This window comes from Ktedonobacter racemifer DSM 44963, assembly GCF_000178855.1.
GTDB lineage: Bacteria > Chloroflexota > Ktedonobacteria > Ktedonobacterales > Ktedonobacteraceae > Ktedonobacter > Ktedonobacter racemifer.
The window spans coordinates 2400293-2418202 of record NZ_ADVG01000002.1 but is presented as its reverse complement, the minus strand read 5'-3'; the positions used below and the strand labels follow the sequence as shown (position 1 = coordinate 2418202).

The following is a 17910-nucleotide window of genomic DNA, read 5'->3' as shown; positions in this document are numbered from 1 at the left end:
GGCAGCAGCAGGCTGCCAATCTGCACCACACCATATACCAGGGCGAGCGCCGCAGGCGCGAGAAGTCACGCCCAGGATATACAAAATATTACACATCGGGTTAATTAGATGATCTCATGCTTACCGCTGTAAAGAAACATGATATAATAGTGACCAATTATAAGATAGGCGTTATCTGCTCGGCGGAGAGAGAGGAACGAGAGTAATACAATATGGCAATGTTTGAAAGCTTAACCAAACGCCTCGAGGGCATCTTTCAAAACCTTGAAGGGCGGGGCAGACTGACGGAAGAAGACGTCAACTCCGCCCTCCGCGAGGTTCGCATCGCCCTCATCGAGGCGGATGTCAACTTGAAAGTAGCACGGCAGTTTGTCGACCGGGTCAAGGAGAAAGCCATCGGCGCAGATGTGATGGGAAGTCTCTCCCCCGCACAGCAGGTGCTCTCGATTGTTCATGATGAACTGGTCGAGGTGCTCGGCGGTACCGGTGAAAGCAATAAGCTCGATACCAACGGCAATCCCACCATCATTATGCTTGTCGGGTTGCAGGGTTCGGGTAAGACCACCTCGGCGGCCAAACTGGCTAACTACCTGCGCAAACAAAACGGCTCACGTCCCCTGCTGGTGGCGGCCGATATGTACCGCCCCGCTGCGGTCAATCAGCTCAAGACGCTCGGTAAGCAGATTCAGGTCCCGGTCTATTCGGAACCCATGGGTTCCGATCCCGTTGATATTTGTGTGCATTCGTTAGACTATGCGCGCGAGCAAGCCTGCAACGTGATCATTCTCGACACGGCTGGCCGCTTGAACATCGATGAGCGCATGATGCAAGAGGTCGTCAATATCCGCGAGCGCGTGCGCCCACATGAGGTCCTGCTGGTCGCCGATGCTATGACTGGCCAGGAAGCCGTACGCGTCGCGAAGGACTTTAACGATGCCGTCTCGCTAACCGGTATGGTCCTGACTAAGATGGATGGCGACGCCCGTGGCGGTGCCGCGCTCTCCATTCGTACCGTCACCAGCGTGCCGGTCAAATTCATGGCGCTAGGCGAGAAGTTGGATGCCATTCAGCCCTTCTATCCCGACCGCCTGGCCCAGCGTATCCTGGGTATGGGCGATGTGCTTACCCTGATTGACCAGGCCCGCGATGCCATCGACGAAGAAGAGGCTCTGCAATCTCAGCAGAAGCTACAACAGGGCAAGTTTGACCTCGAAGACTTCCTGACCGCCATGCATCGCTTAAAGAAGATGGGTCCCCTGCGCCAGATCATGGAGATGCTACCCGGCTTCAATAAGCTGGCCTCCACCCCTGAGATGGAGGAGGCGCTTGAAGGCGATCAGTTGAAGTATGTCGAGGCCATGATCCTCTCCATGACCAAGGAGGAGCGCCGCAATCCCGATGTCATCAATGGTAGCCGTCGCAAGCGTATTGCCATGGGTAGCGGCACCAAGGTCGAGGAGCTGAACCAGCTGCTCAAGCAGTTTACTGAGATGCGTACCATGATCCGCCAGGTCTCCTCCGGTAAGGGACCCTGGGGGCAGATGATGCGCCAGTATGCTGGTGCCGGTGGCCAGGGGATGCCTGGCCTCCCCGATGGCCTGGGTGGCTTCCCTGGTATGGATGGCCTCTCCAATATGCAAGGCATGCCCGGTCTGCCACGTGGCAAGAAAACTGGCAAAGCCGCCCGTAAAGAGAAGCGGAAGAAGCAGAAATCTCGCGGCGGCCGCGGCCGCTAAATTCATAAACTCATGCAAAAAAGAGAGCGTGTACAACCCAGGCGTACGCCTGGGTTGTACACGCTCTCTTTTTTGCATGAGACAAAAATTCCTTGTTCGGCGTTGCATTTTTATATATCCTGCGATGTAATATATAGAAGGATAGAAATGTCCAAAGGTACCAGGCGCGCGAAAAGTTTACATGTCCAACGTCTCTTATGTCAGAGCATGTAAGCTTGCTCCTTCCATACCATATATCAGTAAATAAAAATACTTAAATGAAGCCCAATATACCCTGCCCTTTTCTGTCTATACCAATGCATTGATTCAAAGCAAGGATATGCCCGATGCAACCAATAGTGCGACACAAAGGAATGACTCACATGCCAGCACCTGTCCCGCCCTCTCATGTGGCTCGCCAGACCACATCTGCCCGCAGGCAGGCGCGTACTAAACGCCTGGCACAAATGATTCTGCTGACCCTGCTCCTCAGTGCGCTGCTTCCACTGGTCAGCGCATGTGGCGCGGACCCACGCGTACAGCAAGAAAAAGATCAGAGCCTCACTAAACTGACGCAACTTCTCAAACATGCTCAGGATATTGGTGTCCCCTCAACTACTCTACATCCCATTCTCACCCAGAAACAGAACCTGGATAACTCTTCCGCCCCCTGGAATCCCTTCAATGCGCAACTGGTCGATACGTACTACACAAATGCTGCCCATAGCTATGATCAACTGTATCTCCAACTCCAGGGCGTGATCGATACGACGACTGAGCGTACTGATAACCAGGCCCAGGATAACCTGCAAAAGCTTCAGATTACGCTGGCTCAGCAACGCGCTAAGGGCTATCCCACAGAGACGCTTCAGCAGGTGTATACCCAGAACCTGGCGAAGATGAAGAGCGCGCAGTATCCCAAAGACTACCTCGTGGTGAGTGACGCGACCGGAAATGCCATCCAGACCTTGAACATGATGCCTGCGACCAGTGATAAACTCGCCACGCTCAAGAGCACGATTGATCTGATGACCGAGGGCAAGGTAGATGTGACCACGCTCAAAAACCAGTACGAGAGCGATCAGAAAGAGATGGCCAAAGCTACCAAACCCGACGATCTCAAAAAAATCGACAAGACGATTGATGTCCAGTATCAGCAGGCCGCGGCGACCTTCAAACAGGATATCCCCATTATCGCCAAGGCCAAGGTCGATGACCTGGAGACGAAGGTCAATCAGCTCAAAAGCAGCGGTGTTGATGTCAGCAACTATGAGAAACGCCTGGCCGCTGCCCGCGATCTCCAGCAGAAGACCAAAACGCTCGATGACTACAAGGCCTTTAGCAAGCAGATCGATGACGACCTGAACGCGATGCAGAAGGATCTGATTATGGCGCAGGCCCGCCAGTTGCTCCAGCAGTTCCATAATGAGGTCAAGAATTGGGGCAACGCGCACATGGTCTCTGGTGCCTACTACCTCAATGTTGGCTATATGGATCAGGGTATCGGCAGCGACCTGGATGCGGAACTCGCCAATGCATCGACGATGGCCGATTATCAGACTGCCCTGAACGATATCCAGAACGCGATCTTCCATCACCAGATGCTGGAGGCTGACTACAACGATAAGACTCCCTACAATCAGGTTCATCAGTCCGACCTGCAACTGCTTGACCACTACAAACTGAAAAAGGGTACCGCGGTCGTCATCTCGATGGTTGAGGAGACTCTCCGCTTCTATCGCGACGGGCAACTGATCAATTCATTCTACATCACCGCTGGCCGCCAGGAACTGCCCGCGCTCCCTGGCCTCTGGTCAGTGCTCAGCCGCGAGACCAATATCAAGTTCAAGTCTCCCTATCCCAAAGGGTCTCCCTACTGGTATGAGGATACCCCCATCAACTATGCCATTGGCTATCATGCGGGCGGCTACTTCCTGCATGACTCCTATTGGCGCGCCGACTACGGTCCAGGCACACAATTCCCCCATGTGGATGCTACCGGCAACAGTAGTGCCAGTAATGGCTCTCACGGCTGTATCAATATGCCAACCGCCCAGGCCGCCTGGTTGATGGACAATAGCGACTGGAATACCAGCATCATTCTGTACTAGCTTCTCTACTCAGAGAGCAGCACCTTCCTCTTCTGAGTCATATGTGGATGTTGGCCTGCCTGGCTTCTGCCAGGCAAGCCAACATCCACATCTTTTTTTCTCTTGCATTTTCTAGCGTTTTGTTGGCTTAATATAGGTACCATGATATATAAGCGCGTGCGCTTGCCCCCGCTTGTCCCCGAATGGGGGAATGGGGGTTAGCAGCGTCGCCCCACGCGGCTCTGCTTTGCGCCAGCGTTGGCCCTTCTGTCCCATGGAGGCTGCCCACATGCGCCAGATTCTTTCGCAGAAACAGGTGCCGCTCGATATCCTGGGCGCGGCAACCGCCTATCGCCTTGGCACGCCCGAGAAGGTCTTTGAGGCAAGCCAGGAGCTGCGCTTCTTCCGTTTTACCGGCTTCGCAGCTCTCTGCGTCGGTTGCCTGATCCTCCTGGTCTTTGGTGTGGCCTACCCACAGCTCTTTAGCTGGTGGCCCTTCTGGCAGGCCCTGCTGATTCCGCTGATTGGTCTGATCTGGCTTATCTTCGGTGGCTGGGTCTTGCTGGCGCCCCATTTTTATACGCAACCTCAGGTCTACCTCTGTCCCGAGGGGCTTATTTTTAGCGCCGACACCATCGAGGCCGTGCGTTGGGACCAACTGGAGCGTCTCTGGAAGGAGAGCGATGGGCGCGAGCATGGCAGGCGACGCTACACCATCCGCCGCAGCGATGAATCCCTGCTCACCTTTACCAATGAGCTGCAGCATATCGATCTCCTGGGTGCGCTTATGGAAAGCGAGGTCACGCGTCGCTTGCTGCCGCGTGCCATGACCGCCTATCGGGCTGGTGGAAGTGTCTCTTTCGATGAGATCGGTGTTAGCCGCCAGGGCCTGGCCATTCGCTCACTCAAACGCCTCTTGCCCTGGACGGAATTTCAAGCTTTAACCATCGATGAGCAAGTCGTGCTGGTACATACGCGTGTATCCCAGGAACCACTCGTTCGTCTCAAAACAGCCAATCTACCAAATATCGACATTCTGCGTCGCCTCGTCGATCATGCCTGGGAAGAACATACTCTGCATCATACCCCCCACGTTATGGCCTATAAGGCCGGACAACCGCTCTCCTTTGGCAGATTGAGAATAGACCAGCAAGGTATTCAGCTTGAACTACCACATCCCATCTGCCTCGCCTGGGAGGAGATCGGTGCCATCGGTATTGGTCCCCAGGAGATGCTGATCGCGCGCTACGGCGAGCAGCACACGCGCGAATGGTATACCCTCCCCCTGCGCGAGATACACAACCTGGAGCAACTGCGCGATGTCATCCGCTATATCCTGCTCAACGCGAACTCCTGAGCTTTCGCACCCTCGGTACCTGCCCTGGAGTAAAGATGGTGGTACGAAAATACTGCAAGCACCCGCCCTGGAGTAAAGATGGTGAGCGAAAATACCGCGAGCACCCGCCCTGGAGTAAAGATGGTGAGCGAAAATACTGCGAGCACCCGCCCTGGAGTAAAGATGGTGAGCGAAAATACCGCAAGCATCTACCCTGGAGTAAAGATGGTGGTGTGAAAATACCGCAGGTATTTTCACACCACCATCTTTATCCCCCGCGAGCCACGCAGTGGCGAGAAGTCCAGAGTAGACACATTTTTGCCATTTTTGTGAGATAGCTCATAGCAACTACGTACAATAACTGGTATATTTATGGCATAACAGGTAGCATATTGACTTCTGTATCTTCTCTTATGCAGGGCCTGTATGTCGTTCCTAATCATTATTTGCACTCTTGAGGAGAAGCACTCATATGTCTGAACCTATCTATCAGCAAGCAAATGCCCTGCCCCCTCAGGTCGCTACGGGGCAGATTCCAGTCGAGATTACTCAGCAGGCGGAAATCAACGCCCTGGGTCCCTTTGTACGTGCCTTCAGACCAACCAACATCTGGGTGGCTCTAGGTATTACCGTCGGAGTGCTGGTTCTCGATATTATCCTGAACTACCTCATCTGGCTGGCCGGCTATGTTGTCTACTACTTATGGATCGTGCCCATTCTGGTCATTATCTATGCCGTTAATGCCATCAGAACCAATAACCACAAGGCTTTCCTCTACCAAGGGGGCTTCATCTATACCAGTGGTTCTCAGCTCAATGTCATCCGTTGGGACCGTGTTGAGGCGGTATGGATGAAGGTTGTGCGTACTTCACGCTATGGCTCTGCCCGTCATACCTACACAATTAAGAGCCCCGATGGCTCTCAGGTGGTGATTAGCAGCCACTTGAAAAAGGTCAAAGAACTGGGCGATGTTATCATGAATGAGGTGACCCGTCGCCACCTGCCCCTGGCTCGCCAGGCCTACGCGAGTGGCGTCCCCGTCAGCTTTGGCGACCTGAGCGTAAGCTTGCAGGGCATCGGCTTCAGGGATAAACTCCTCCCCTGGCCCGAGGTCAAGGATGTCAAACTGGTCAATGGCTCTGTACAGGTGAAGAAGCAGGGCAGCATGCTCTCCTGGGCCACAATAGATGTTGCCAAGGTCTCCAACCTGCCAATCCTGCTCCAGCTAGTAACCGATGGCCTCAGTGCCCAGCCCCAGTACCGCTAGACCCCCTCAAAAAAGCTTTACAGGACCAATAGAAGCCTTCAACAGACAAAGGGGCTATCTTCCCACGAAGATAGCCCTTTTCGCGCCTCAGTGCCCTTATCAGCTTGCAAACCACAGTGACTAATCGGGTCAAGATGTAAGGCGGCAGCCTGGCTTCGCCAGGCTGCCGCCTTACATCTTATCCTTTACATTCCAAGAGGAAAAGGCGGTAGCAAGCCAGCATCCACCTCGGTGAGCCCCTTGTAGAGGTCAACACCACTCTGCTGTGTACGCCAGCTGTGTGCTGGCAGTAGATCTTGCAGGAAGTCGTACTGGAGATCGACATCCACGGCCTGCCAGGTCAGACTGATGGCGCGACGCGCGAAGGCGATAGCGTTGCGTGGCTCAATCCTATCCAGGTCCTCAAAGAAGAAGGCGCAACTGGTGAAGCTATACTGCTGGTAGTACTGCGCCTCCAGCAGCAAGCGCGCGCGATACTCCAGCTGCTGCTCGGGACGCTGACCACCTTTACCATGACGGCTCCAGAAGCTCTCTTCACTCTCCCAGCCATTGCGCAGAGCCAGGTAGTCATTGCGCGCTGCCCAGGGATCCTGGAAGACCTCCGCGGTATATTGCTCAAAGAGCAGGTCACCACGCTCTGCCAGGCGCGAGAGCGCGCGTCGCAGGACTGATTTCCAGCTACTCTCGCCCTCTGTGCAGGTACAACCCCCACTCCAGCGTGCGACCCCATGCTCACAGCTCCAGGCACTGGGGGTACGTAACTGAACCTCTTTGGTCGCCGGCTGGATCTGCATGTAGCGCTCAAGCGTACATACCTCAAAGCCCTCTGTTGGCGCGCCATGCTGGATCAGGTAGGAGAGAAACTTATCACGCCACGGTTTGTGATGCCCATACAGCTCTCCATCTGTCGCGATCAGAATCAGTTGCGGTTCACCGTTATCGAGCTTCTCCCGTACCAGGTTCCCGGTCAGGTGTGAGCCCGCGAAGACATCGGCGTTGCTCGTCATGGATGAATCAAAGGAGACGCCACCCGAGAGCGGACCATTATAGAAAAAGACCGTCATCGAGCGCCCATTTTTCAGGCGCACAATATATGGCTCCGTCGGATCGACAGGCGTGGCCGCCTGCCAGGGAGCCAGCACCGTATAGGTGACACCGTACTGGGCGAGGATGTCCAGGCATTCCAGGTCAATCGCCGTCTCCGCTAGCCACATGCCATGGGCCTCGTGCCCATAGCGCTGCTGGAAGTCGCGCAACCCCCAGAGAATTTGGGTATGCTTGTCGCGTGTCGTCGCTAGTGGCAGGATGGTATGGTTATAGGCCTGTGCCATAGCGTTGCCTACACCGTAGCGCGCGATATGCTGGCGATCCGCATCGATGATCCGCTGGTAAACTTCGGGATGATGGATCTCCAGCCAGGCTGCCAGGGTAGGACCCATATCATAGCTGATCGCGGCAAAATTGCCTTCTTCCGCGTTGGGGCGATAGCATTCAGCCGTGATTTTCTCATTGAAATTGGCAAAGGGAGAGGCACTGACTTCAATAGGTATTTCATGTGTAAAAGGATTTTCACGTGGAGGCTGATAAAAATGACCATACAAACAGAGGTAAGACTCACCAAGCTTCGAACGTGATAGAGATTCATTGGAAAGTATCTTTTCGATCATGCAACCACCTTAATTTTGTCCAAAGCAGAAGCAGCACTCTCACGCCTGGACTTACTTCCTATTAGAAAACCTGAGCGCGAAGCGCTAGCCACGAGAGTAGCGCCGCTGTGTCCCCGAATGGGGGTTGGTTTTCACAATAAGAAGGACTCTACACAACTAGGCTACTCATCAATAATGGTAACAGAGTTGTCAGCAATGAGGCAATCAATGTACCAATATATGTGGTCCATCGCTAGCGATTGTCACACTGCTCACTTTAAATACGTATCGACGAGCCCCGGTGGTTGCATGTGAAGGCTGAACGACGCCGCTAAAGCACGCATCTACATATAACAGGCATATGCAGACGCGTGCTTTAGCAGCGTCGGGCCACATATGGTCCATAATATGTAGACGCGTGCCCTGTGCCCTTTATGGGTATTCAGCAGCGTCGGGCCACTCTCTCTACCAAGAAAACGATAAGAACAAGAAAATTTGCTATCTATAAGGCCTATACGCATTGAGACTATCAGGCTACGCGCTCATAATTCTGGCCTGACCGCCATGAAAGCCAGTAATAAACTCTTCATAGGCGGCGCGTAGCTTGGGATAGCGCAGCAGGAAGACACCAGCATACTCCGTGGTGAGCGGGCGTGGCTGGCGAAGTAGGTGCATATTGGCATCCTTCAACAGGCGACTGCCTTTTTTTCCGTTGCAAGCACGACAGCAGGCTACCAGGTTCTCCCAGGTGCTCTGCCCACCACGTGAGCGCGGAAGAATGTGGTCAAGCGTCAGTTCGCGGGTGCGCTTGCCGCAGTATTGGCAGGTATCATCGTCACGCAGGAGGATGTTCGAGCGCGTCGGTTGGAGTGCCATGCGAGGCACGCGCACATTCGCCAGCAATTGGACGATAACGGGACGTTCAAGATCCAGGCGACGAGCGTTAATGCTCTCCTCAATCAAAGCCCGGACGTTCTCATCGACAAAGGTGACTTTCTGCTTGGATAGCAAGACGATGAGACGGCGTTCGGGAATAACTGAGAGAGGTTGTAGTGAGGAGTTCAAGACAAGAACAGGCATGAATGACATCCTTTCCTCTCTGTCAGAGCCGACACAAACACAGACAGCGAGGAAGAGGCGCAAGGAATATTGGAAGCAATATATTGGAATAATAAATTTGGCTTCCAGGCCCTACGCTTCTACTGCCGCCTGTGACGACTAAGCGGATAAGGGTGGAGAAATCTTGCATGTCCAGGAAGGCCAGGCCATGCAGGAGTCGTTGCGTGCTTTCCCCCAGATTTATGTTGCCCGCGCAACATATCTAGTGAAGAGGGAGGAGGGCTTATAAAGCTCACTGGGCCATCCTGAGATGGGGAGAGCGTTGTACGCAACCTGTAAACCCGCATGCTAAGAAAACTCCTTAGTGCCTACCCGGAAACCTGAGCGCGCTTGTCCCCGAATGGGGGAAGCGCTAGTCGCGAGAGCGACGTTGGTTTCCGAATAAGAAGGCGTGCCTGCAAAAAAAGAGGCACATACTCTTACGGCTGAAGGAATGTCTTTTATAACATCGATCCAATTCATCGATAGTTCCTTCACTCCCCTTGAAAAAGAGGGAAGAGTATGTGCCTTACCTGGTCGGGGTGAGAGGACTTGAACCTCCGACCTCAGCGTCCCGAACGCTGCGCGCTAGCCGACTGCGCCACACCCCGAAAGTCTTCCATGCAAATGCTTTATCGCACCGCACTTATCCGTACTGAGCAATCCTACTCAATTTCCAGGCTCGACCACTAGACGAATACCTCTATCCGACTACGAAGTTCTACCCTACGAAACCGGCAGTTTCCCTTTTCTTCCCAATCCCTCGGATTGGTGAGATTTTTAATACTGCTCATGGGCTAGTATAGCATACCTCTTGCTATTTGACAAGAGGAAATGCCCTTGTTTAGTATATATCGATCAAATTGATCCCGGCTTGAGAGGCCGTGTCATAGCCAATTGCTCCCCTCGCTCCCTTGAGTGCTTGCGGCGCCCATAAAGGGGTTTGCTGTCACCAGAGGCAAAGTAAGCCTCGAATGATGAGACGTTGATGGCTGAGATGAGTTTTGACACAAATATATCAGGTTATAGTGAACACGGAATGAGATAGGCCCAGGATATACGTAAAAATCACTTAGAGTAATAGATTTTTACGTATATCCTGGGCCTCCCTTAAAAAGGGGGTCCGTCTCCTCCCGTCAAGCAGGGGTGATGGTGACCATGCTGGCAGAACTTGCGACTTCGATGTCGTAATACGGGGCAGACGGCTCAAAGTCAGAGCTTTGCAACCACACGTTGTTGCCCATATCGCTGTAGGTTTGATCATCGAAGACGAATGCGGAGACCCAGCCTTTGAGATGCGCTCGTGCGGCGACGCCTACAGGCTGTCGAACGATGATCTCTGATGCTCCTCCACTGATGCGTATGGGAACCACGCTAGAGGGCGTGGGAAGCTCCAGGCGGATTGTGCTGGCTCCCTTCTTGACCTCCAACCCGGCGAGATTGAGGCCGCTCAGTTCGGCGGTGACCTCTGATGCTCCGCCCTGGATCATAATCTGCCAGGGGATGTTTTTGTTGAGCATGACCTCTGCCGCGTGCTGCAGCCCACTCAGACCCAAGAGACGGCGGGGATAGCGGATAGTTGACCACCCCGTCTTTGGCCTTTACGTCTGGCGCTGGTCCCTCGAAGCGAGACTGGTAGAGTTCGGCCATTCCTTCGATCGCACGCAAGGTCAGCCGGGAGACCCCGGAGGAGACAACGAGTCGGGCACTCTTGAGATCTAAGAGTGGAGCGGAGAAGATTTCCCCCTCGCTCGATGGCGCCTCTTGCAAGCGGTTAATTTCCTTCCTGGAGAGCACGTTGCTGCGCTTAAGAAACTCCAGGAGGAAGGCGATCTGCTCATCGTCGTAGTCCGATGCCAGTTCATCCCATGCTCTCCCAAGAGAATCAAAAATGGGGCCAATTTTGTGTATTTCGTCCTTGCCTCTTTCGAGTTGGACGATGACTCTGCGGCCATCGTTGGGGTCACGCTCCCGGCGCACGAGTTCGGCCTCCTCTAACCGGTTGAGCATTACACACCGCTTGCCGGAGCTGTATGAGGAGCCAGACCGCTTCAAGCCGGAACGCTGGGCAACACTCAGCCGAACTCCGTACGAGTATCTGCCGTTCGCCGCCGGGCTACACAGATGTATCGGAGCAGAATTCGCGTTACAGGAGATGAAAGTGGTGCTGGCGATGCTGCTTCAGCGTTACCGTCTTGCTGTCGTGCCGAATGCCAGGATTGAGCCGAAGGGCAGCAACCTGGACCCGGCGCATGGTATGCCAATGCGCATCATCCCCCAGGACCGTCGGTTTGAGCGCGTCCCGGTACGCGGCAGCATCCATCGCCTGGTCGAATTTGTGTAGGAGTGTTCTCAATGCGCATTTTATTACTTTAAAACTTGTTTTATCAAACGCTCGGCTAGCTCAAGCGAGTAGTTCTGCCCCCGGTCATGGGGATAGACCTGGAACATATTCGCCATCCACAGCCCCGCTAGCGGCGTTTGCAGCGGCGGAATATGCTCGCGGTAATCGACGGTGACAATAGGCTGCGCGAAGGGCGCGTGGAACATCCAGCTCTCCGTGACCCAGCTGGGATCAAAATCAGGCTGGATGCGCTTTACATGCGGCAGAAATTCCTGTAATACCTCTTCTTTACTCTGCGTAAAGAGGGCATCATTCATGGGGCGATAATTCCCCAGGTAGATCAGGTGTCGCCCACCATACTCCTCGGGTGCGCGATAATTGGTATGCTCGACCAGGGCCATGAAGGGATAGCCCGGATCACAGACGTTGATCCAGTAGCTATCGGTCAAAGGCCGATCCAGACCCAGGATGAGGCAATGTGCGCCATAGGCCTGTCCCCAGTCATACTGACGCCGGTAATCCTCAGGTAACTCTGGAACCAGGCGACAGGTCAGGCGCGTCGGCAGCGTCGAGATGACCTCGTCAAACTCCCAGTTTCCCTGGTCGGTGCGCACCTGCCAGCGCTCCCCCTCGTGCTTCACCTCTTCCACGGTGGTGCCAAAGAGCAGCTTGCCCCCGCGCTCTTGAATGCGCTCGACCAGGCGATCATAGAGCAACTGGAATCCACCGCGTAAATACCCCAGTTGCGTCGTGCGATCATGCAGGCGCGCCCAGATCCAGGGCAGGGCGATCTCATCGCGTAGCTCGCCAAATTTCCCGCTAAACAGTGGCTCAAAGAGGACCTCGTAGGGACGCTTCCCCATCCATTTACGCAACCAGGTCGTGGCTGTCTTCCCCTCAAACCACGCGGGCGGCGCGACCTTCAAAAAGGCCAGGACCGCGCCGACGCGCAGGCGCTCATCCAGGCGCCAGGGCTTGAACCTTAGCAGCGTCAAGGGCGAATCCAGCTGCTCAAGCTTCCCGTCGACCAGGCTGACCGTGCGAGGGCGCTGCCACTCCAGCCGCTCACCCAGCCCCAACTCTTCTATGGCACGAATGGCCGTGGTGTCCGAGCGAAAGATATGATGATAGAACTTATCCAGCCATGCCTCGCCAACACGAAAGCCCGCCGCCAGGCCACCCGCCATCGGCTCCTTCTCAAAGAGCATTACCGTATGCCCTGCCTCTACCAGGCGGTACGCCGCCATCAAACCCAGCGCCCCGCCGCCAAGGACCGCGTATTCCATGCCTTCTTCTCCCCCAGATATAAAATAATCTCAACATATGCACCCAGCTACCCTACCCTGCCCTATTCTAACATACCCGATCTCTGCTGGCCTTTTTCGATACATAATCATGGGACCACTTCGATAATGCAGAGGTATTTCTCATGAAGAACAAAAAAACGCTTTTTGACACGAATTCCTTGTGTTACTATACTTATTCACTTAGCCCGTCTTGTTTGATTTTGCCACAACACAGGCGTTCATAGCTTTAGGTAATCTCAAAAATGATCAAGACTGACTATAGTTTGTAAAAGGAAGGCGATTCTTATGTCAAGCCTGGTCCAAATATTGCGGCAGTTCTTCAAAAATCCTTATGTTTCAGCTATGGTATGTTTTCTGACAAGCCTGGCATGGTTCATTGCTTTTGCTTTTTTTGAAAGAAGGGTTGCATATCTCGTAATTGGTACTGTCACTATCCTCTTTGCATTAGCTTTTCTCGATCAAGCACGCCGCACGAAATAAATCTCAGAAGAGTACAGTGGCTTCCATTATGTCGGGGCCTTGCAGAAAGGAAAATAAAGGCGTACCCTAAAGCCTAAACACTCTAGGAGGAACCCACTTGCCCATCCATACCTGCGCCCTGGCTCTACTCACCTGCCCAATCTGTGGCGACCCACTCCACGCCGAGGAGAAAACCTTGCGCTGCGAACACGCCCACTCCTTCGATATCGCGCGCGAGGGTTATGTCTCTCTGTTACGCAAGCAGGCAAGTGGGGGAGATACAAAGGAGATGCTAAAGGCGAGGCGGGCCTTCCTGGAGCGAGACTACTATGCTCCACTGGCACAGACACTAACGGACCTGCTGGCGGCCCACCTTCACAAGAGGTCGGTAGAGCAGACCTCTCCTCTCACTATTCTCGATGCAGGTTGCGGAAACGGTTACTATCTAGGCTCCATCCTTCACCAGCTACCACCCACCATTCCCAGCCAGTCCCTCTGCGCGCTCGGACTCGACCTCTCCAAAGAGGCCATCCGCATGGCCGCGAAGTCATACCCAGATGCCCAATTTATCGTCGCCAGCCTGTGGGAGCGCCTCGTTCTCGTCGACGCCAGCATTCAGGTTATGCTCAATATCTTCGCTCCTCGCAATGCCCCCGAGTATGCCCGCGTCCTCGCCCCCGATGGTCTCCTGCTTATAGTCATCCCTGGCCCACACCACCTCTCCCAGGTACGCGCCGAGCTTGGCCTGCTCAATATCGAGGAACAGAAGCAACAACACATCCTGGAGCAATTCGCGGCCGACTTCACTCTACTGGAACAGCGCGAGCTTGCCTATCAGCTCACCCTCGATCAAGACTCCCTGCGCCAGCTCGTCCGCATGACCCCCAACTACTGGCACATGACCGAGAGCATCGAGCAACACCTCTCCACCATCGACTCCCGCCCCTGCGACATCCAATTCCACTGCCTCCTCCTCCAAAAGTACTCATAAAAAAATATCGGAAACATTGATGCGCCACGTCAGCGGCGCATCAATGTTTCCGATATTTTTTTTATGAGTGTGTAATCTCCTGCCCGGGCATCCAGCGCAGGTTCGGCTTGCGCGCGGCCAGGGCCTGGTCCAGGCGGCCAATCACCGTGGTGTGTGGCGCGGTCTTCACAACCTCTGGCTCTGTGCGCGTCTCTTCCGCGATCTGCTTCATGACGGCGATAAAGCTATCTAGCGTCTCTCGCGTCTCGGTCTCGGTCGGCTCGATCATGAGAGCCTCGGGGACGATCAGCGGGAAGTAGGTCGTGGGGGCGTACATACCGAAGTCGAGCAGGCGTTTGGCGACATCTGTCGCGGTCACACCGGCCTCTTGCTTCTGCTTGCGGGCCGTGGCCACAAACTCGTGCTGGCAGATGAGCGGATAGGCGATCTCATAGTCCTCTGAGAGGCTATGCTTGACATAGTTGGCGTTGAGAATGGCGCTCTCCGAGACATGGCGCAGGCCATCGGGTCCGTTGTAGCGAATGTAGGTGTACGCCCGCACCAGGACACCGAAGTTACCCAGATTGGCACGTACCTTGCCGATGGACTGGGGGCCTGCATCCTCCCAGGAGTAGCTGCCGTCTTCGTTCTTCATGGGCAAGGGACCCGGCAGGAAGGGCACGAGATGCCCCTTGACGCCGATGGGACCGGCACCTGGACCGCCACCGCCATGCGGAGTGCTGCATGTCTTGTGCAGGTTGAAGTGTACGACGTCAAAGCCCATATCGCCTGGGCGCGTGATGCCCATGACAGCATTGGCGTTAGCGCCATCATAATAGAGCTGCCCGCCAACCTCGTGAATCTGGCGCGCGACCTCCAGAATGTTGGAGTCAAAGAGGCCCAGCGTGTTGGGGTTGGTCAGCATGATGGCTGCGACGCTCTTACCATGCTGCTGCAAGAGTTTATGCAGGTGCTCCAGATCCACGCCGCCCGTCTCGGGATTGGTCTTGACCTCGACGACCTTGTAATCAGCCAGGGTCGCGCTAGCAGGATTGGTGCCATGTGCGTTATCTGGGATCAGGACCAGGTTGCGTTCTCCCTCGTCCCGGCTCTGGTGATAGGCCTTGATGAGCATCAGGCCGGTCAGCTCGCCATGTGCGCCCGCCGAGGGCTGCAAGGTGACGCGGATCATGCCCGAGATCTCCGCCAGGTAGCGTTCCAGTTCATACACAACCTGAATCGCGCCCTGCACCGTCTCATCGGGCTGCAAGGGGTGAATATGTGCGAAGCCCGGCAGGCCCGCCATGTCCTCGTTGATCTTGGGGTTATACTTCATGGTGCAAGAGCCGAGCGGGTAGAAGCCGCTATCGACGCCAAAGTTGCGCTGCGAGAGATGCGTATAATGGCGTACCACCTCGATCTCGCTCACCTCGGGCAGGGGAGCCTCTTCCTTGCGCCGCATGTCTGCGGGCAGAAGCTCGTCCAGCGACTCCATGGGGATGTCGAACGCAGGCATATTCGCGGCGCGGCGTCCTGGCGCGCCCTTCTCAAAAATTAATGTCTCAACGCTCATGCCTGCACCTCCTTCAACACAGACACCAGGGTGTCGATCTCCTGCCGGGTACGGGTCTCCGTGACGCAGAAGAGCAGACAATCCTTCAACTCGGGATAGTGTTCTTCCAGGGCATAGCCGCCAATGATGTCGGCCTGGGCCAGCTTCTGCTGCAGTTTCGCGACTGGAATGGGGGACTTAACTACAAATTCGTCATAAAATGGATTATGGAAAACAGGCTCAAAGCCGGATACTGAAGTGATCTGTCGGAAGGCGTAATGCGCCTTGCGCAGGCATAACTCACCCAGTTCACGGAAGCCCTGCTTGCCAATCGCGGCCATGTAGATCGTCGCGCCAATCGCCAGCAGCGACTGATTGGTGCAGATATTTGAAGTGGCACGCTCGCGACGAATATGCTGCTCACGCGTCTGCAGGGTAAGCACATAGCCGGTCTGCTTATGACCACCCTCTTCCACCGTCTGGCCAACCAGGCGACCAGGAAGCAGGCGCATAAACTTCTGCTTGGCGGCCATAAAGCCCAGGGCCGGTGCGCCATAGCTCATGGGATTACCAAAGCTCATCAGCTCACCCACGACGATATCGGCATTGTATTCTCCAGGAGTTGCCAGGATACCCAGCGAGGCCGGCTCGGTAATGGTCGTAATAAAGAGACCCTTGCCCTTGTGCACGATGGCCTCAATTGCGTGCGCGTCCTCAACACAGCCAAAGAAGTTCGGCTGCTGAATGATGACCGCCGAAGTCGAGGGCGTCACTGCCGCGTCCAGCTCGTCAAGGGAGGTGACGCCATCCTGAGTTGCAACCTCGCGTACCGTAAAGCCGCGCGCGAAGGCATAGGTCTGCAACACCCGGCGATACTGGGGATCTACACCGGTCGATATGACGACCTCGCCGCGTCCACCGGGGCCAAGGGCCACGAAGACCGCCTCAATCATGGCTGTCGCGCCATCATAGAGCGAGGCGTTGGCGATGTCCATGCCGGTGATCTGGCAGACCATGGTCTGGAATTCGTACGTTGCCTGCAGGATGCCCTGGCTCACTTCCGGTTGATAGGGCGTGTAGGACGTGACGAACTCCGAGCGGCGCTGTAGGTGTGGCACCACGCTGGGGATGGCCCGGTCATAGGTTCCCGCACCCAAAAATGAAATGGTAGTGTCGAGGCTCTTATTGCGTGCCGCCATGCGTGTGATCACGCGTCGCAGGTCTGGCTCTGAGAGGGCTTGCGGCAGATCGAGCGGACGATCCAGGCGCACATTTTCAGGAACGGGAGTCAGCAGGTCTTCAATCGAAGAGAGGCCCATGCTTTCCAGCATGTCCTGCTGCTCTTCCGGTGTATTAGGCACATAACTCATTGAATTAAACATCTCCCTGGAGATTCTAAAGGCTTTGGTCTTCTGCAAACCATAATCGGCAGGCCTCCTGCCATCTCCCCTGGGGAGTACACAGAGACCCGCATAAAGTACTAAAAATTGATCTATTATAATGGGATGAAGTGGTCAATGCAGACAACATATTATATCGCATTGACGAACGGAATAGCCAAAAAGGATGAGTGGACATAGCCCTTCTTCATTAGCGAGCAAGAAAAAAGCCACTGGGATGGGGCAACGCCCATCCCAGCGGCTTTTTTCTCTCTTGTTATTATCTACCTTCGAGGTATTGCAAATACTGCTCGGCAGTCATCAACTGGTCCAGCTCCGCGGTATTGGCAAGCTTGATCTTCAGCATCCACCCCTCATCATAAGGGTTATCGTTGATCAGCTCTGGGCGCTCCTTCAACTCTTGGTTGGCGGAGACCACCTCGCCGCTGAGCGGTGCCACAAGCTCGGAGGTCGCCTTGACCGATTCAATATCACCGAACTTCTCTTCGTTACCAAGCGTCTGGCCGCCATCCCAGGGCAGCTCGATGTACACAATGTCACCAAGCTGATCCTGAGCATAGTCCGTAATACCAATTGTCGCCTGGTCTCCCTCTACAAGGACCCACTCATCGGTCTTCGTATATTTCAGGTTAGCAGGATGGTTAAGGCTAGCCATCATCTATCTTCTCCTTCAATGTATCTCTGTTTGTTCTATTCCCCGCTTCACGGAAATTGTAGGGTCCATGC

At 54.8% G+C, this 17910-nt stretch carries 15 protein-coding genes and 1 tRNA gene; 7 read left to right on the top strand and 9 right to left on the bottom strand.

Annotated elements, in window-relative coordinates:
• Window positions 1-218 precede the first annotated feature (218 nt).
• The 4 genes from ffh to KRAC_RS26730 all read left to right on the top strand — a co-directional run bounded on the left by ffh (window position 219) and on the right by KRAC_RS26730 (window position 6408).
• The gene (gene ffh / locus KRAC_RS26745) at window positions 219-1736 is read left to right on the top strand and encodes a signal recognition particle protein (RefSeq protein ID WP_040445026.1); all 1518 of its coding nucleotides are present in this window, start codon (window positions 219-221) and stop codon (window positions 1734-1736) included.
• 362 nt (window positions 1737-2098) lie between these two features.
• Window positions 2099-3826: a L,D-transpeptidase gene (locus KRAC_RS26740; RefSeq protein ID WP_040444198.1), complete on the top strand. Its 1728-nt coding sequence runs from the start codon at window positions 2099-2101 to the stop codon at window positions 3824-3826.
• A 268-nt stretch (window positions 3827-4094) separates the two neighbouring features.
• Window positions 4095-5162: a DUF6585 family protein gene (locus KRAC_RS26735; RefSeq protein WP_007912637.1), complete on the top strand. Its 1068-nt coding sequence runs from the start codon at window positions 4095-4097 to the stop codon at window positions 5160-5162.
• Between the two features lie 451 nt (window positions 5163-5613).
• The gene (locus KRAC_RS26730; protein ID WP_007912633.1) at window positions 5614-6408 is read left to right on the top strand and encodes a DUF6585 family protein; all 795 of its coding nucleotides are present in this window, start codon (window positions 5614-5616) and stop codon (window positions 6406-6408) included.
• Window positions 6409-6593: 185 nt separating this feature from the next.
• Here the strand turns inward: KRAC_RS26730 and KRAC_RS26725 are convergent, their stop codons facing one another.
• The 5 genes from KRAC_RS26725 to KRAC_RS79710 form a co-directional block, all read right to left on the bottom strand.
• On the bottom strand, window positions 6594-8009 hold the full coding sequence (locus KRAC_RS26725) for a DUF3536 domain-containing protein (RefSeq protein ID WP_211221320.1): 1416 nt from the start codon (window positions 8007-8009) through the stop codon (window positions 6594-6596).
• Window positions 8010-8588: 579 nt separating this feature from the next.
• Window positions 8589-9134, bottom strand: coding sequence for an HNH endonuclease (locus KRAC_RS26720; protein ID WP_007912628.1), 546 nt, complete (start codon window positions 9132-9134; stop codon window positions 8589-8591).
• Between the two features lie 552 nt (window positions 9135-9686).
• Window positions 9687-9763: transfer RNA gene (locus KRAC_RS26715), tRNA-Pro, on the bottom strand.
• Between the two features lie 525 nt (window positions 9764-10288).
• Entirely contained in the window at window positions 10289-10525 is a 237-nt protein-coding gene (locus KRAC_RS79715; RefSeq protein ID WP_420795822.1) for a hypothetical protein, read from the bottom strand.
• A gap of 1 nt (window position 10526) precedes the next feature.
• On the bottom strand, window positions 10527-11162 hold the full coding sequence (locus KRAC_RS79710) for a MarR family winged helix-turn-helix transcriptional regulator (RefSeq protein ID WP_420795821.1): 636 nt from the start codon (window positions 11160-11162) through the stop codon (window positions 10527-10529).
• On the opposite strand from KRAC_RS79710, the gene KRAC_RS66535 reads away from it, so the two are divergent.
• Window positions 11044-11496: a cytochrome P450 gene (locus KRAC_RS66535; protein ID WP_083814834.1), complete on the top strand. Its 453-nt coding sequence runs from the start codon at window positions 11044-11046 to the stop codon at window positions 11494-11496. The two genes, KRAC_RS79710 and KRAC_RS66535, sit on opposite strands and share 119 nt — an antisense overlap.
• A gap of 23 nt (window positions 11497-11519) precedes the next feature.
• On the opposite strand, the gene KRAC_RS26695 is transcribed toward KRAC_RS66535, so the two are convergent.
• Window positions 11520-12782 (bottom strand): NAD(P)/FAD-dependent oxidoreductase, encoded by a 1263-nt coding sequence (locus tag KRAC_RS26695; RefSeq protein WP_007912624.1) that lies wholly within the window; start codon window positions 12780-12782, stop codon window positions 11520-11522.
• A gap of 306 nt (window positions 12783-13088) precedes the next feature.
• On the opposite strand from KRAC_RS26695, the gene KRAC_RS26690 reads away from it, so the two are divergent.
• Window positions 13089-13283, top strand: coding sequence for a hypothetical protein (locus tag KRAC_RS26690; protein ID WP_007912622.1), 195 nt, complete (start codon window positions 13089-13091; stop codon window positions 13281-13283).
• 97 nt (window positions 13284-13380) lie between these two features.
• A complete protein-coding gene (locus tag KRAC_RS26685) occupies window positions 13381-14253 on the top strand; it encodes a putative RNA methyltransferase (RefSeq protein WP_007912620.1) in 873 nt (290 codons plus the stop codon).
• Window positions 14254-14314: 61 nt separating this feature from the next.
• Here KRAC_RS26685 and gcvPB read toward each other — a convergent pair whose 3' ends face one another.
• From gcvPB to gcvH, 3 genes are all read right to left on the bottom strand, one after another.
• Window positions 14315-15805, bottom strand: coding sequence for an aminomethyl-transferring glycine dehydrogenase subunit GcvPB (gene gcvPB / locus KRAC_RS26680; RefSeq protein WP_007912619.1), 1491 nt, complete (start codon window positions 15803-15805; stop codon window positions 14315-14317).
• Window positions 15802-17154, bottom strand: coding sequence for an aminomethyl-transferring glycine dehydrogenase subunit GcvPA (gene gcvPA, locus KRAC_RS26675; protein WP_007912617.1), 1353 nt, complete (start codon window positions 17152-17154; stop codon window positions 15802-15804). The genes gcvPB and gcvPA overlap by 4 nt, the downstream gene beginning before the upstream one ends.
• A 289-nt stretch (window positions 17155-17443) precedes the next feature.
• Window positions 17444-17842 carry a glycine cleavage system protein GcvH gene (gene gcvH / locus KRAC_RS26670; protein WP_007912615.1) on the bottom strand — a complete coding sequence of 133 codons (399 nt, stop codon included), beginning with the start codon at window positions 17840-17842 and terminating at the stop codon, window positions 17444-17446.
• Window positions 17843-17910: the final 68 nt, after the last annotated feature.

What these genes read in the sequence shown, in the direction of transcription:
- ffh (WP_040445026.1), top strand. Translation starts at nt 219, where the DNA reads ATGTTTGAAAGCTTAACCAAACGCCTCGAGGGCATCTTTCAAAACCTT.
- KRAC_RS26740 (WP_040444198.1), top strand. Translation starts at nt 2,099, where the DNA reads ATGCCAGCACCTGTCCCGCCCTCTCATGTGGCTCGCCAGACCACATCT.
- KRAC_RS26735 (WP_007912637.1), top strand. Translation starts at nt 4,095, where the DNA reads ATGCGCCAGATTCTTTCGCAGAAACAGGTGCCGCTCGATATCCTGGGC.
- KRAC_RS26730 (WP_007912633.1), top strand. Translation starts at nt 5,614, where the DNA reads ATGTCTGAACCTATCTATCAGCAAGCAAATGCCCTGCCCCCTCAGGTC.
- KRAC_RS26720 (WP_007912628.1), bottom strand. Translation starts at nt 9,134, where the DNA reads ATGCCTGTTCTTGTCTTGAACTCCTCACTACAACCTCTCTCAGTTATT.
- KRAC_RS66535 (WP_083814834.1), top strand. Translation starts at nt 11,044, where the DNA reads ATGGGGCCAATTTTGTGTATTTCGTCCTTGCCTCTTTCGAGTTGGACG.
- KRAC_RS79710 (WP_420795821.1), bottom strand. Translation starts at nt 11,162, where the DNA reads ATGCTCAACCGGTTAGAGGAGGCCGAACTCGTGCGCCGGGAGCGTGAC.
- KRAC_RS26695 (WP_007912624.1), bottom strand. Translation starts at nt 12,782, where the DNA reads ATGGAATACGCGGTCCTTGGCGGCGGGGCGCTGGGTTTGATGGCGGCG.
- KRAC_RS26690 (WP_007912622.1), top strand. Translation starts at nt 13,089, where the DNA reads ATGTCAAGCCTGGTCCAAATATTGCGGCAGTTCTTCAAAAATCCTTAT.
- gcvPB (WP_007912619.1), bottom strand. Translation starts at nt 15,805, where the DNA reads ATGAGCGTTGAGACATTAATTTTTGAGAAGGGCGCGCCAGGACGCCGC.
- gcvPA (WP_007912617.1), bottom strand. Translation starts at nt 17,154, where the DNA reads ATGAGTTATGTGCCTAATACACCGGAAGAGCAGCAGGACATGCTGGAA.
- gcvH (WP_007912615.1), bottom strand. Translation starts at nt 17,842, where the DNA reads ATGATGGCTAGCCTTAACCATCCTGCTAACCTGAAATATACGAAGACC.